At 68.3% G+C, this 13,021-nt stretch carries 14 protein-coding genes; 4 read left to right on the top strand and 10 right to left on the bottom strand.

Annotated elements, in window-relative coordinates:
- Window positions 1-36 precede the first annotated feature (36 nt).
- Window positions 37-510, top strand: a complete 474-nt coding sequence (locus E0H75_RS03575; RefSeq protein ID WP_202872813.1) for a nitroreductase family deazaflavin-dependent oxidoreductase — start codon at window positions 37-39, stop codon at window positions 508-510.
- A 6-nt stretch (window positions 511-516) separates the two neighbouring features.
- On the opposite strand, the gene E0H75_RS03570 is transcribed toward E0H75_RS03575, so the two are convergent.
- Together E0H75_RS03570 and E0H75_RS03565 are read right to left on the bottom strand one after the other, a co-directional pair.
- Entirely contained in the window at window positions 517-2,310 is a 1,794-nt protein-coding gene (locus tag E0H75_RS03570) for an ABC transporter ATP-binding protein (protein ID WP_131511573.1), read from the bottom strand.
- A complete protein-coding gene (locus tag E0H75_RS03565) occupies window positions 2,297-4,111 on the bottom strand; it encodes an ABC transporter ATP-binding protein (protein WP_131511572.1) in 1,815 nt (604 codons plus the stop codon). The genes E0H75_RS03570 and E0H75_RS03565 overlap by 14 nt, the downstream gene beginning before the upstream one ends.
- 76 nt (window positions 4,112-4,187) lie before the next feature.
- Here E0H75_RS03565 and E0H75_RS03560 point away from each other — a divergent pair, with 76 nt between their 5' ends.
- Window positions 4,188-5,267, top strand: a complete 1,080-nt coding sequence (locus E0H75_RS03560) for an adenosine deaminase (RefSeq protein WP_131511571.1) — start codon at window positions 4,188-4,190, stop codon at window positions 5,265-5,267.
- Here E0H75_RS03560 and E0H75_RS03555 read toward each other — a convergent pair.
- The 6 genes from E0H75_RS03555 to E0H75_RS03530 form a co-directional block, all read right to left on the bottom strand.
- Complete coding sequence (locus E0H75_RS03555; protein ID WP_131511570.1) at window positions 5,250-6,254, bottom strand: L-idonate 5-dehydrogenase; 1,005 nt, start codon at window positions 6,252-6,254, stop codon at window positions 5,250-5,252. The genes E0H75_RS03560 and E0H75_RS03555 overlap by 18 nt on opposite strands.
- A 13-nt stretch (window positions 6,255-6,267) precedes the next feature.
- Entirely contained in the window at window positions 6,268-7,056 is a 789-nt protein-coding gene (locus E0H75_RS03550) for an ABC transporter permease (RefSeq protein ID WP_131511569.1), read from the bottom strand.
- Window positions 7,056-8,039, bottom strand: a complete 984-nt coding sequence (locus E0H75_RS03545) for an ATP-binding cassette domain-containing protein (protein WP_131511568.1) — start codon at window positions 8,037-8,039, stop codon at window positions 7,056-7,058. The genes E0H75_RS03550 and E0H75_RS03545 overlap by 1 nt, the downstream gene beginning before the upstream one ends.
- A 154-nt stretch (window positions 8,040-8,193) precedes the next feature.
- Window positions 8,194-8,889: a PadR family transcriptional regulator gene (locus E0H75_RS03540; RefSeq protein WP_131511567.1), complete on the bottom strand. Its 696-nt coding sequence runs from the start codon at window positions 8,887-8,889 to the stop codon at window positions 8,194-8,196.
- 58 nt (window positions 8,890-8,947) lie between these two features.
- On the bottom strand, window positions 8,948-9,373 hold the full coding sequence (locus tag E0H75_RS03535; RefSeq protein ID WP_131511566.1) for a GNAT family N-acetyltransferase: 426 nt from the start codon (window positions 9,371-9,373) through the stop codon (window positions 8,948-8,950).
- Window positions 9,373-10,326, bottom strand: coding sequence for a GlxA family transcriptional regulator (locus E0H75_RS03530; RefSeq protein ID WP_131511565.1), 954 nt, complete (start codon window positions 10,324-10,326; stop codon window positions 9,373-9,375). Before E0H75_RS03530 ends, E0H75_RS03535 begins: the two co-directional genes overlap by 1 nt.
- An 82-nt stretch (window positions 10,327-10,408) precedes the next feature.
- On the opposite strand from E0H75_RS03530, the gene E0H75_RS03525 reads away from it, so the two are divergent.
- Window positions 10,409-10,678, top strand: a complete 270-nt coding sequence (locus E0H75_RS03525; RefSeq protein ID WP_238162796.1) for a hypothetical protein — start codon at window positions 10,409-10,411, stop codon at window positions 10,676-10,678.
- A gap of 74 nt (window positions 10,679-10,752) precedes the next feature.
- On the opposite strand, the gene E0H75_RS03520 is transcribed toward E0H75_RS03525, so the two are convergent.
- Window positions 10,753-11,931 carry a DUF418 domain-containing protein gene (locus E0H75_RS03520; protein ID WP_131511563.1) on the bottom strand — a complete coding sequence of 393 codons (1,179 nt, stop codon included), beginning with the start codon at window positions 11,929-11,931 and terminating at the stop codon, window positions 10,753-10,755.
- Window positions 11,932-12,058: 127 nt separating this feature from the next.
- On the opposite strand from E0H75_RS03520, the gene E0H75_RS03515 reads away from it, so the two are divergent.
- Complete coding sequence (locus E0H75_RS03515) at window positions 12,059-12,880, top strand: class I SAM-dependent methyltransferase (protein WP_131511562.1); 822 nt, start codon at window positions 12,059-12,061, stop codon at window positions 12,878-12,880.
- On the opposite strand, the gene E0H75_RS42890 is transcribed toward E0H75_RS03515, so the two are convergent.
- Window positions 12,877-13,017: a hypothetical protein gene (locus E0H75_RS42890; RefSeq protein ID WP_165553432.1), complete on the bottom strand. Its 141-nt coding sequence runs from the start codon at window positions 13,015-13,017 to the stop codon at window positions 12,877-12,879. The genes E0H75_RS03515 and E0H75_RS42890 overlap by 4 nt on opposite strands.
- Between the last annotated feature and the right edge of the window lie 4 nt (window positions 13,018-13,021).

Genomic DNA, 13,021 nt, shown 5'->3' with positions numbered 1-13,021 from the left:
AGAGCACCGCTCTCGCAAACGGAGAAGGGCACCACGATGCCGGAGTACAAGCAGACCTACGACGCCAACCGCGTGATCACCGCTGCCGACGGCAGCATGCGGATCTTCAACCGGATCGTCGCCCGCTTCACCAAGCTCGGGATCAGCCTGATGGGCAGCCGGGTCCTATCTGTCCGCGGACGCAAGACCGGCGACTGGCGGAGCACCCCCGTCAACCTCCTGGTCCTCGACGGTCAGCGCTACCTGGTCGCGCCCCGCGGCCACACCCAGTGGGTGAAGAACCTCCGCGCCAGCAACGAGGGCCGGCTCCAACTGGGCCGCAAGATCGAGACCTTCCGCGCCGAGGAGGTCCCCAATGCCGACAAGCTCCCCGTCCTCCGCCTCTACCTGAAGAAGTGGGCCTGGGAGGTCGGCACCTTCTTCAGCGGCGACGTCACCAAGAACTCCCCCGAGGAAACCCTCCTGCACATCGCCCCCGGCGTCCCCGTCTTCAAGATCCACTCCGTCTGAGTGGCATCAGTGGTAGGCGGCGGCCTGGATTCGGTAGAGCTCGGCGTAGTGGCCGTTGCGGGCCATGAGTTCGTCGTGTGTTCCCGTCTCGACCAACCGGGCACCGTCCAGGACCACGATCAGATCGGCCATCCGCACCGTCGAGAAGCGGTGTGAGACAAGGATCGTGATCCGTCCGTCCGTGCTGTTCCTGGCCGCCGCCGCGTACCGCTCGAACAGGGCGTGTTCGGTCTCGGCATCCAGCGCGGCGGTCGGTTCGTCGAGCACCAGCAGCAACGGCCGGTCCCGCATGAAGCCACGAGCCAGCGCCAGCTTCTGCCACTGCCCGAAGCTGATCTCCGCTCCACCCGGCCAGGTCGAGCCGAGCTGCGTGTTCAGCCCAGCCTCGAGCCGCTCCACGACATCCTCGGCACCGGCCCGTCCGACGGCAGAGGCGACGGCCGCTTCGTCGTCCAGCCTCGGCAGATCCCCGAGCCCGACGCTGTGGTCGGCCCGGAACTCGAACCGGAAGAAGTCCTGGAAGGCGCCGGCGATCTTCAGCCGCCACGCCTCGGCCGGCATCCGGTCCAGTGGCTGCCCGTCCACCAGAACTCGTCCATCGGTCGGCTCGTACATCTTGCAGATCAGCTTCACCAAGGTGGATTTGCCGGCGCCGTTCTCGCCGACGACGGCGATCACCTTGCCCGCCGGCAGTCGTAGCTCGACGCCATCCAGAGCAGGTCGTTCGGATCCGGCGTAAGAGAACGAGACATGCTCCAGCCGGATGCCATCGGTGAGCTGGTCGGGCGCCGGCAGATCCGCGGTGGTGTCGAACGAGGCCGCGTAGTTCTCCAGCCAGACCAGTCGCCGGGATCCGTCCAGCCAGATTCCGCGCAGGAAGCCGATCTCGCCGACGGTCGCACCGATGTACGACGACAACCGCGCCCCGGCCGCGAGGATCAGCAACACCTGACCCACCGAGCCGTTCAGTCCGGACGCGACGAACAGGACGGCGCCGACATAGGCAGCGCCGAAGACAGCCCAGGCGGCGGCATGCCAGGCGGCGCTGGTCCAGCGGGCCGCGGCCATCGGGGCGTACCACCGCTCCCACTCGCGACGACGGTTCACCACTAGGTCGCGACCGATGCCGAGCACGCGGACCTCCTTGCCCGGAGCGGGTGTGGTCGCGGTCTTGAACAGATGCTCGGCCAGGCGGCTGTTGGCGGCGTACTGCTCCTCGACCGCGCGCTCGACGCCCGGCCGCCAGCTCGAGCTGAGGACGGTGGGCAGCGCGAACACCAAGAGGAGCACGAGCGCCGGATGGATCGACATCAGCAGAGCGACGGTCACCCCGAGCCGGAGGATCCAGCCGCAGGTCGAGAACAGCGACATGTACATGTGGTCGAGCACGAACACCTGCTTGCGCAGGACCGACAGGCGGTCCAGGAAGTCGCGGTGTTCGTGGTGCTCGACGGTGGCGACGGACGCCTGCAGCCGGGCCACGTGGGCCTCGAGCATGATCGTGACGCGGTCCCGGAATCGGCGGGAGACCCGGGCCGACAGCGTGCGCAGGAACCACGTCGCCGTGACGGACAGCGCGAGCCCGCTCACGGCCAGCAGAACGGCTCGCCGGTCGTCCTGCAGAACACCCTCAGCGAGCACCGCGAGCCACAACGCGAGCAACGCGTCCGGCAGTGCGGCCAGCAAAGTCATCCCGAACGCGAAGACCAGGAGCCGCGGCTCGTGCTGATAGCCCAGTCGGCACAGCCGCCACATGGCCGGCACGGCTTTGGGCAGGTCGTCGATATCAGAGCGTGTCATAGCTCATCCCCTGTTCGTCGACCTCCGCGGTGAAGCGCTGGGCCTGCAGGTCGAACATCGTCCGGTACCGCCCACCGACGTCCATCAGCTCCTCGTGGCTGCCGAGCTCGACGACCCGGCCGGTCTCGAGAACACAGATCCGGTCGGCATGCCGGACGGTCGAGAACCGGTGCGAGATCAGGATCGTGGTGACATCGCGGGTCGCCGTCAGAATGCGGTCGAAGATCGCCGCCTCGCCGCGGACATCCAGTTGGGCGGTCGGCTCGTCGAGCAGCACCAGTCCGGCGCCCTGCCGAACGGCGCACAGCGCACGCGCGAGCGCGATCCGTTGCCACTGACCCCCGGACAGGTCGATGCCGTCGCCGTACCCCGTGGCCAGCCGGGTGTCGAGGCCGGCCAGGTCGCCGGCACCGGCGTCCACGAGTGCGGCCAGGATGTCCGCCTCCGGAGCACCGGCCGGTGCGACGTTGTCCCGCACCGGGAGCTCGAGCCGCAGAAAGTCCTGGAAGACGGCGGTGACGCGGGTCCGCCAGCCGTCGGTGTCGAGGTCACGCAGGTCGTCCCCGTCGACCTCGATCGATCCGGCGTCCGGGTCGTACAACCGGCACAGCAGCTTGGCCAGTGTGGTTTTGCCGGCGCCGTTCTGGCCGACGACGGCCAGCGACGAGCCCGCCGGAACGGTCAGATCGAGTCCGTCGAAGACCGGCTGGGTGGCGTGCGGATACCGGAAACTCAGGTCACGGATCTCGATCGCGACCGCTCTCCCGCGGACGGGCGCAGCAGCAGCGACCGGTCGCCGGGCGGGCGTCAGTGCACCGGCCGGTGCCATCGCGGGCTCCAGTCGCTGTACGGCGACCACTGGTGCCGCCGCTCCGTCGAGGACCCAGTTCAGACCACCGAACGCGATCATGCTGACCCCGATCGCGACCTGGGCGAACACCACCAGCCGGTCGAGGTCCAGCCGTCCGTCGATCGCGGCCGCTCCGAGCGCCCAGAAGACGAGGCCGTTGGCCACCGTGACGATGAGGAGACACCAGATCATCGGGCGTTCCCGCAGCCGCGTCGCGGCGTGCTGCAACTCGAACAGCCGCCGGCGCCGATCGGTGAACCGCTGCACGGTCCAGTCGGCCAGGCCGAACAGCCGGACCTCCTTCGCCGCGTCCGGCTCGACGGCCAGTCGATAGGCGTAGTCGGCATGCCGCTGCGCCGATCGAACCTCGGTCGTGTTCCGGTCCCGCCAGACACCACTCTCCCGGAGCAGCCAGTGCGTTGCCGACCAGGCACCGACGAGCAGCAACGGCGCCCACCAGTTGAACCCGAACAGCACCACCGCGGACGCGACACCGCCGGCGAGCTCGACCAGGCCGCCCGCGGCGAAGTCGACGTTCATGTACATCGGTGGACCGGTCTGGCCGCGGTCGAACTCACGCGCCACGGTCAGGTCCTCGGCGAGCTCTGGGTCCTCGAGGTGGCCGATCCCCGGCGGTCCCACACAGGCCTCCGCGAGTGCGTCGTTGAGCCAGGCCGCGACCCGGCTGCCGAGGTTGGCGCTGACGGCCTGATGTACGGGCGTGAGCACTTGGAGCAGGATGAACGTCGTACCCATGAAGGTCAGCGGAGCAGCCAGGGCAGACCCGTGCTGGACCGCACCGACCATCGACCCCATGGCGATCGCGAAGACCGCAGGCAGCGCGCCGCGGGCCAGCAGGAGCAGCCACCAGACCGCGGCCAGCAGCGGGTCCGCCTTGGGCAGAACCGCGAAGAACTGCCATTCGGGCCGACGACGCAGGCGGCTGATCATTTCCTCACCATGGCACGGTGCACCGACGGAAATCTTGGACATTTGCCGGATCCCCCGGTGCTGGCACCATGGCGGCATGATTACTCCCGAGCAGTTGAGCGCGGCACCGAAGGTTCTTCTGCATGACCACCTCGATGGTGGGTTGCGGCCGGAGACGGTGCTGGAGCTGGCGCAGGAGATCGGGCATGTCCTGCCACGGTCCGATGCCAGGGAGCTCGGGGAGTGGTTCGTCGAGTCGGCGGACTCGGGGTCGCTGGAGCGGTACCTGGAGACGTTCGACCACACCGTTGCGGTGATGCAGAACGCCGAAGCGATCAAGCGCGTGGCGAGCGAGTGCGTGCAGGATCTGGCGGCGGACGGCGTGGTGTACGCCGAGGTGCGGTACGCACCGGAGCAGCACCTGAACGGCGGGCTCTCGCTGGAGGACGTGGTCGACGCGGTCCACGAGGGGTTCGAGCACGGGATGGCGACAGCGGAGCGGCCGATCGTCGCGCGCCAGCTGCTGACCGCGATGCGGCACAAGGCCCGTTCGATGGAGATCGCCGAGCTCGCGGTCGCGTACCGGGACGCCGGCGTGGTCGGGTTCGACATCGCCGGCGCCGAGGCCGGCTACCCGCCCACCCGCCACCTGGACGCGTTCGAGTACCTGCAGCGGGAGAACGCGCACTTCACCATCCACGCCGGCGAGGCGTTCGGCCTGCCGTCGATCTGGCAGGCGATCCAGTGGTGCGGCGCCGACCGGCTCGGCCACGGCGTCCGGATCATCGACGACATCAACTACGACCCGGATACCGACAAGGCCGAGCTCGGACTGCTGGCGGCGTACGTGCGGGACCGGCGGATCCCGCTCGAGATGTGCCCGAGCTCGAACCTGCAGACCGGCGCGGCCGAGTCGATCGCCGACCACCCGATCGGCCTGCTCGCCAAACTCCGGTTCCGGGTCACGGTCAACACCGACAACCGCCTGATGAGCGGTACGTCGATGGGCCGCGAACTGACCCTGCTCGCCGAGGCCTTCGACTACGGCCTGGCCGACTTCCGCTGGTTCGCCATCAACGCGATGAAGTCCGCGTTCCTCCCGTTCGACGAACGCCTCGCGATCATCGACCAGGTCATCAAACCCTGGTACGCCGAAGCCCTAGCCGAGGCGAAGTAGCACCTTGCCCGCGGTCGAGCCGGCCGCGGGGATCGCGGCGGGAGCGTCGTCCAGGTCGACCGTACCTGCGATGAGCGGCGAGAGGTCGATGCCCTTGGCAAGCAACTCGACGGCCTCGGTGATCTCGTCGACGAAGCGGTAGGAACCGGTCCAGGTGATCTCGCGTGTGACGAGATCGGCCAGGACGGCCGGAGTCGGGGAGATCGGGAGATTGCCGACCTGGACGACGGTCCCACCGCGGGCGGTGGCGTGCAGGAGTGGACCGAGGGCATCGGGTACGCCGGATGCCTCGACGACGAGCTCGACGTCCTCGGGTAGCTCGGTCGAGGCGAACACCTCGTCGGCACCCAAGGCCCGAGCCTGGTCCAGCGCCGCCGCGTTCACATCGGCCGCGACCACCCGTCCGGCGCCACGCGCCTTGACGGCCGCAACCACCAGGCAGCCGATGGACCCGGCGCCGTTGACCAGCACCTCACGCTCGTCCAACGGCCCAAGCCGCCCGACCGCGTGCAACGCGACAGCCAGCGGCTCCGCCAGCGCGCCGAGCTGAGTGCCGACGCCCGAAGGAAGCGCCCGGAGCTGCGAGGCCCGCAACACCATGTACGTCGAGAAGCCGCCGTCGACATGCGGGTCGAACGCGGCGGACCCCAGATACCGGACCTCGCGGTGCAAGTTCGTCCGTCCCATCAACCGCGCCGGCAGCGGCTCGTCCGACGGAGTCGCCGGATGCACAGTCACCGCATCACCAACGGCGTACGACGTCACTCCCTCACCCAGTACGGCGACCCGCCCGGCGATCTCATGCCCGAGTACCAGCGGATGCCGCAGTACGGCGGTCCCGGACGCACCGTGCAGCGCGTACGAGATGTCACTCCCGCACACCCCGCCCCACTCCATCGCCACCAGCACGTCACCCGGACCGGGCGACGGATCGGGCCGTTCTTCGACCCGCACGTCACCCGGCCCGTGGACCACGACTGCTCTCATGCATCGATCATGCTCACACTGAGCGCTGGTAGGTGCGGAATGCGCGCGTCGACAGCCAGCCGACGAACAGGGTGAAAGCCAGCAGCAAACCGGAGTGGCGCAGGACCGATGACCAGTCCGGGTCGGCCGCCAGCGCCTGACGGGCGGCGATCGCGGCCCAGTCCACCGGGTTGAAGCGCGCCGCGACGTTCACCCAGTGCGGCGCCACCGACGGGTCGATCATGATCGACGACATGAACGTCAGCGGCAGCGAGACGAACTGCGAGATCCCGATCAGCGCCTCCTGCTGCCGGGTCAGCAGCGCCACCGCGTTGGACAGCGAGCCGAACCCGATCCCGACCAGCATCGACACCCCGATCGTGACCAGATAGCCGGCCGCGCCGCCGTCGTACCGCGCGCCCGCCGCCATACCGATCGCGAACACCAGAATGGTCTGGATCAGCGTCGTGGTCGCGTTGCTGATCAGCTGACCGGCCATCAGGCCGCCGCGGCTGACCGGCGAGGCGAGCATCCGGTCCATCACACCGCGCTCCATGTCCGCGATGAACGTCGTACCGCTCCAGCCACTGGTCATCAGCGCGGTCATCATCACGATCCCGGGCGTCAGGAAGGCGATGTACGACGAATCGCTGAAGCCGGGGATGTTCACGACACCCTTGAACAGCTGCCCGAACAGCAGCAGCCAGATCGCCGGCTGGACCAGCGTGAAGGCGATCAGGGCAGGCTGCCGGTACTGCGCCCGCAGCCAGCGGCCGGTGATGAAGCGCGTGTGCGTGGTGAATCCCGGAATTGCGGTCGACATCACGCAGCCTCCTCTTCCACCGCACGGAACGAGCGTCCCGTGTACTGCAGGTACACGTCGTCGAGCGACGGCCGGGACACGGTCACCGCGGTGACCGGAATCGCCTTGTCCTCAAGGGCTCCCAGTACGGCGGGAACCGCGGTCGCCCCGCGATCGACCCGGGCGCGCAGTGCGTTGCCCTCGACAACGATCTCGCCGACACCGGCGAGCCCGCTGAGCAGGGCGCGGACGGTGCCGTCGAGGTCCGGGTCGACCAGCTCGACGTGCACCGAGTCGCCGCGCAGCTCCGCCTTCAGCGCCTCCGGGGTGCCCTCGGCAACGATCTTGCCGTGGTCGACGATGGCGAGCTGACCGGCCAGCCGGTCCGCTTCTTCGAGGTAGTGGGTGGTGAGCAGCACGGTCAGACCTTCGTCGCCGGACAGCCGGCCGACCTCGTTCCAGAGATCGGCGCGGGCCTCCGGATCAAGGCCGGTGGTCGGCTCGTCCAGGAACAGCACCTGCGGCCGGTGCACCAGCCCGAGCGCGACGTCCAGCTTGCGCTGCATGCCGCCGGAGTACGTCTTGACCTGACGATCGCCGAACTCGGTCAGCCCGAACCGTTCGAGCAGTTCGGTGGCCCGGCGTACGGCGTTCACCCGGGACAGGCCGTAGATCCGGCCGCTGAGGACGAGGTTCTCGACGCCGGTGGCCATCGGGTCCGAGCTGGACTTCTGCGGTACAAATCCGATCGCGTGCCGGACCTGGTCCTGCTCGCGGACGACGTCGTGCCCGGCGACTCGCGCCGTACCGGAGTCGGCCCGGGACAAGGTGGTGAGGATCTTGACGGTGGTGGACTTGCCGGCGCCGTTCGGGCCGAGGAGGCCGAGGACGATGCCTTCCGGGACGCTGAACGTCAGCCCGTCCAGTGCGCGCAGCGGAGGCTTCTTGCGGCCGGCCGGGTACGTCTTGACCAGGTCGACCGCGTCGAGGGCGTGCGTAACCATGATGTGGTGACTCCCTTGTGGGTGATGGGAGCCGGTCCGCTGCTGGCTATCCTGATGATTGCGCCTTGGGTGCCAGGTCTTCGGACCGACTCGAGGAACTGCGGCCCTTGACCCTGGTGTTGCCGCACCGTGGGTCGAGGGCCGTCTCGTACTGTTACCGGGCTTCTGGTGGCATCGCCCGCATCCACTCGAACTCGGTCCCGAAGTACTTGACAGGGTCCTTGAGTTGCTCGGCCGGGGTGATGCCCTTCTCCTCGAAGAGCTTCCAGGCCTTGCGCCAGAAGGCGGACCCCCCCAGTGTGTCGGCGCGGATCTCCTCGGCGAGTTGGTGCACGTACTCCGACTCGGCCTTGAGCAGCGCGAGCCGGAACTCCGACTCGACCCAGAAGATGCGCGGGAAGTCCGTCGACGCCATCTGCTCGTGCACTGCGGTCGTCGCTTCGATGTCCGCGTCGATCGATTTGGCGCGCTGCTCCAGCAACTCGACCGCGCGGTCGGGGCGCAGGCCGGGCAGGTATGCCAGGCCGGCCTCGAGGGGATGGAACTCACGGGTGGTCGTGCCGACCAGTTCGGTCAGCCAGTCGTCGAACTCGGCCTGCCCGGTGCCGGTGATCTGGTACACCGTGCGCTCCGGCCGGTTGCCGTCCCGGATCGTCTCCAGCGCCTCGATGAAGCCGTTCTTCTCCAGCGCCGCGACGACCGAGTACAGCGAGCCGTAGTTCATCTTGATGCTCTGGTCCTTGCCACGGGCCCGGAGCATCGTCGAGATCTCGTACGGGTGCATCGGCCGCTCGCCCAGACTCCCGAGCACGGCGAACGCCAGGGGATTCCCGACCTTCCGCTTGGCCATCAGACCCTCCTCGACCTCGATTACTCGAAATCGAGTATTAGCCCGAGGGTATCCGATGTCAAGTATTCAAGAGTGGCTTGACCCAGCGGGACCACTCCGGCTGCGGCGCATACCCGGCGGTCGTCCAGACGCCGTGCGCCTGAGCGTTGTCGTCGAGCACCATCGCGTCCGCCCGCGTTCCGCCGTACGCCGTGAACCGGGCCTCGGCCCGCGCGACAAGCTCGCGTCCGATGCCCCGCCGGCGGTGGGTCGGGGCGACCGCGAGGCGGTACAGGTGGCAGCGCCAGCCGTCCCAGCCGACGATGATCGAGCCGACGACCGTGCCGTCGTCCACGGCAAGGATCAGTGCCTCGGGGTCACGGGCGATCAGCCGCGACACGGCCTCGGATGAATCCGGCGGGCGATGAGAATCCTCAGCGGCGACGGCCCAGAAGGCCATCACGGCATCGGCATCGGCAGCGACGGCGGCGCGATACGTGAGCATCAGCTGGCGGTCTGGAACGTACGGCGATAGTCCTGTGGCGGCACGCCCACCACCCTACGGAAGTGGTGGCGGAGCAAGGCTGCCGTCCCGAAACCTGATTCGGCGGCGATCTGCTCGATGCCCATCCGGGTCTGCTCGAGCAGGGTGCGGGCGCGAAGGACGCGCTGGGTGGTGACCCACTTGAGTGGTGTGGTGCCGGTCTCGGCGACGAAGCGGCGGGCGAAGGTGCGCTCGGACATCTGGGCGCGCCGGGCCAGGGCGGGCACGGTGTGCTCGATGGTCAGGTTGTCGACCATCCAGTCGAGCACCGGCTGCATGCTCTCGCTCGACGACTCCGGCACCGGGACGTCGACGTACTGGCGCTGGCCGCCGTCGCGCTGGGGCGGGACGACCATCCGGCGGGCGATCCGGGTCGCGACCGCGCTGCCGAGCTCGCGGCGGACCAGGTGCAGGCAGGCGTCGATCCCGGCCGCGGTGCCGGCGCTGGTGATGATGTTGCCGTCGTCGACGAACAGCACGTCCGCGTCCAGCTTCGCCAGCGGGAACTGCTCCTGGAACTTCTTCTCGTAGCGCCAGTGCGTCGTACACGGCCGCCCGTCCAGCAGGCCCGCCTTGCCGAGCACGAACGCGCCCGAGCAGACCGTCAGCAGGATCGCCCCGCGGGCCTCGGCCCGCCGCAGCGCGTCGAGAATGCGCTCGTCGTACTCCTCCCGCCAGGTCGTCGCCGGCAGCGCGACCAGGTCGGCGTCCTCGAGCTCCTCCAGCCCGTACGGCGCGATCACCGCGGAGTGACTGCTGCTCCGTAGCGGCTGGCCGGGCGTGGTCGAACACACTTTGAAGTCGAACGCGGGCACACCGTCATCGGTCCGGTCGAGGCCGAACACCTCCGACACCACCCCGAACTCGAACATGGCCACGTCCTCCATCAGGACGACCGCGATCTTTTCCAGCATGGCGCCAGTATGGCAGTAATTTGTGGAACTATGTCAATAGTGCCAGTGGTGGCGGGATCTAGTTGGTAGCATGATTACTGCCATGACCGGATACATCGTTTTCGTAGTACTCGTGCTGGCCGTGATCGCGGCTCTGGAGTTCAGCAACAGGCGCCACTCGACCGGTCTGTCCACCGGTCCGGACGGCTCCTGGGTCGCTGACGACCGCGACGTGGCCCGGACCAAGCTCGACCTGCTCGCCCTCGGCGGCAGGGCCGAACCCTTCAACCACAAGCCCGTGACGACCACCGGCTCCGTGCACACGATCCGCCGGGCCCGTCTCACCACGCACCACGGCCGCCACGCGGCCTGACCGATACGCCGGAACGGCCCGCCGGGGGCTTCCCCGGCGGGCCGTTCCGTTTGATCAAACCCCGCCTGCTCTGATCAAACCCTGCTGAGTCGGCGCCGCCACGTCGGTGCGGTGGCATTGGTGATTGCCCGCAGTACGCCTTCCACGGGTCCGTAGCCGTAGCGGTTCAGCCAAAGGTGGCTCAGCACGACCTGTACGGCGAAGATCGCGACCGCGATGGCCATCGTCGCGAGCGCCGACACCTGCCCGACCAGGGCCAGTCCGACGCCGGTGAAGATCAGCACCATCGCCACCGACTGACCCAGGTAGTTGGACAGTGCCATCCGCCCGGCCGGCGCCAGCAGGCGGCGGACGTCCTGGCCACGGTCGGAGTGCATGACCCTGAGCAGCGTTGCGACGTACGCCGCGGTGAGGAACGGAGCGGTCAGCACGCTGGTCAGTACCGCGCCTGTGTCTCCGTTACCGCCCGCGGAGGCGTAGATGATCCCGCCGGTGATGCCGATGGTGAAGCCGAGCAGTTGGATCAGCCGGAGTACTGCCTCGGTGCCGGTGACGTTCGCGAGCATCCGCCGGCGCCCGAGCACCATGCCGACCAGGAATGCGGCCAGAGTCGTCGGACCTTGAACGGTCAGCAGCGACAGGCCGTACGTCGGCATGGCCCGGACATGTTCGCCGATGACATCGCTGAACGAGCCGGCCAGGTTGGCCGCGGTCTGCTGTGCCGAGGCAACAGCGGTGGTCGGGTCGAGGATCGCCGACGTGTCCATGAACAGCGCCGCCGCACCCAGCGTGATGAACAGGTAGGCGTAGATGGCACCGGCGACGATCAGCGCTGTCCGGTCCGACACTCGCCGCATCCCCAGCAGGACCACACCGATCAGCGCGTACACGCTGAGGATGTCACCGGTGATCAGGAAGATCCCGTGCAGTGCCCCGATCACGAACAGGCCGCCGAGCCGCCGCAGCATCCGCGGCTTGAACGCGGCGCCGGCCTTCTGCGCCGCCTCCAGTTGCAACTGGAAGCTGTACCCGAACAGGAACGAGAACAACAGGTAGAACTTCATGTCCACGAACGTCGCCGACACCCAGTGCACGGTCTGATCCAGCCACGACTGGTACGCCGGATCCTCGGCCAGATGGATCGGGAAGCCCGAGGCGGCGAAGGTGATGTTGACGATCAAGATGCCCAGCAGGGCGAAACCACGCAGCGCGTCGATGTCCTGGATCCGCGTCCGATCGAGTCCCTGGCTCATGTGCTCCAGCACACCAACCCCAGCCCCCGGACACACTCACCCTGCCCCCTCCCCTAGGGGTGGACTTTCACCTACCTCGCGACAAATCCGTGGGATCGCATGACCGGGTTGTGCGACAGTACGGCCCGTGACCGACTACCGGGATGTGAATCGGGCGAACTGGGACGAGCGGGTGCCTGCGCATGTGGCGTCGCCCAGCTATCACGTGGCGGAGTTCGAGACGGATCCGGCGTACATCAGTGAGGTGGTGCGGTTCGATCTGCCGCGGCTCGGGGACGTGTCCGGGCTGCGGGCTGTGCATCTGCAGTGCCATATCGGCACGGACACCGTGTCGCTGGCGCGGCTCGGCGCTCGGATGAGCGGGCTGGACTTCTCCCAGCCGGCCATCGAGCAGGCGCAGTCGCTGGCGGACCGGCTCGGGTTGCCGGTCGACTTCCACGTGGCCGACGTGTACGACGCGGTCGAGGTGCTGGGTGCGGCGTCGTACGACCTCGTCTTCACCGGGATCGGCGCGCTGGGCTGGCTGCCGGACATCCAGCGCTGGGCCGGCACGGTGGCCGGGCTGCTGAAGCCGGGCGGTCGGCTGTTCATCCGCGAGGGCCACCCGATGCTGTGGGCGCTCGACGCGGGGCCGGAAGACGCCGTGCTGAAGTGGCCCTACTTCGAGACCACGGAGCCCATCGTGTGGGACGAGGGCGGGACGTACGTCGAGACCGACGTCGAGTTCACCACCACAGTCACGCACGAGTGGAACCACGGACTGTCCGAGATCATCACGGCGCTTCAGAGCGCAGGGCTGGTCTTCGACTCACTCGCCGAGCACGACAGCGCGCCCTGGAACGCCCTCCCCGGCCTGATGACCGAGGACAAGGCCGGAGAGTGGCGCCTGACGGAGAACCCGAACCGGCTCCCCGCCACCTACACCCTCCAGGCCCACAAGCCTGTCTAGTGCGCCCGCCGCTGCTGCACCTTCTGGAACGCTTCCTTGATCTTCCGCTGGTTCTCCGGCTTGCTCAGCTCACGCTGCGCGATCTGGGCCAGCTTGGCGACGACGGCACCCTTCACCAACGTCTTCACAAACCCCATGAGG

Origin of the sequence: Kribbella capetownensis, assembly GCF_004331485.1 — a bacterium.
In the GTDB taxonomy this organism is placed as follows: domain Bacteria; phylum Actinomycetota; class Actinomycetes; order Propionibacteriales; family Kribbellaceae; genus Kribbella; species Kribbella capetownensis.
The sequence above is the reverse complement of the archived record's forward strand: the minus strand, read 5'-3'. Positions and strand labels throughout refer to the sequence as shown.

Excerpts from the sequence above, each read along its gene's own strand:
- E0H75_RS03575 (WP_202872813.1), top strand. The coding sequence starts at position 37 with ATGCCGGAGTACAAGCAGACCTACGACGCCAACCGCGTGATCACCGCT.
- E0H75_RS03570 (WP_131511573.1), bottom strand. The coding sequence starts at position 2,310 with ATGACACGCTCTGATATCGACGACCTGCCCAAAGCCGTGCCGGCCATG.
- E0H75_RS03565 (WP_131511572.1), bottom strand. The coding sequence starts at position 4,111 with ATGATCAGCCGCCTGCGTCGTCGGCCCGAATGGCAGTTCTTCGCGGTT.
- E0H75_RS03560 (WP_131511571.1), top strand. The coding sequence starts at position 4,188 with ATGATTACTCCCGAGCAGTTGAGCGCGGCACCGAAGGTTCTTCTGCAT.
- E0H75_RS03555 (WP_131511570.1), bottom strand. The coding sequence starts at position 6,254 with ATGAGAGCAGTCGTGGTCCACGGGCCGGGTGACGTGCGGGTCGAAGAA.
- E0H75_RS03550 (WP_131511569.1), bottom strand. The coding sequence starts at position 7,056 with ATGTCGACCGCAATTCCGGGATTCACCACGCACACGCGCTTCATCACC.
- E0H75_RS03545 (WP_131511568.1), bottom strand. The coding sequence starts at position 8,039 with ATGGTTACGCACGCCCTCGACGCGGTCGACCTGGTCAAGACGTACCCG.
- E0H75_RS03540 (WP_131511567.1), bottom strand. The coding sequence starts at position 8,889 with ATGGCCAAGCGGAAGGTCGGGAATCCCCTGGCGTTCGCCGTGCTCGGG.
- E0H75_RS03535 (WP_131511566.1), bottom strand. The coding sequence starts at position 9,373 with ATGCTCACGTATCGCGCCGCCGTCGCTGCCGATGCCGATGCCGTGATG.
- E0H75_RS03530 (WP_131511565.1), bottom strand. The coding sequence starts at position 10,326 with ATGCTGGAAAAGATCGCGGTCGTCCTGATGGAGGACGTGGCCATGTTC.
- E0H75_RS03525 (WP_238162796.1), top strand. The coding sequence starts at position 10,409 with ATGACCGGATACATCGTTTTCGTAGTACTCGTGCTGGCCGTGATCGCG.
- E0H75_RS03520 (WP_131511563.1), bottom strand. The coding sequence starts at position 11,931 with ATGAGCCAGGGACTCGATCGGACGCGGATCCAGGACATCGACGCGCTG.
- E0H75_RS42890 (WP_165553432.1), bottom strand. The coding sequence starts at position 13,017 with ATGGGGTTTGTGAAGACGTTGGTGAAGGGTGCCGTCGTCGCCAAGCTG.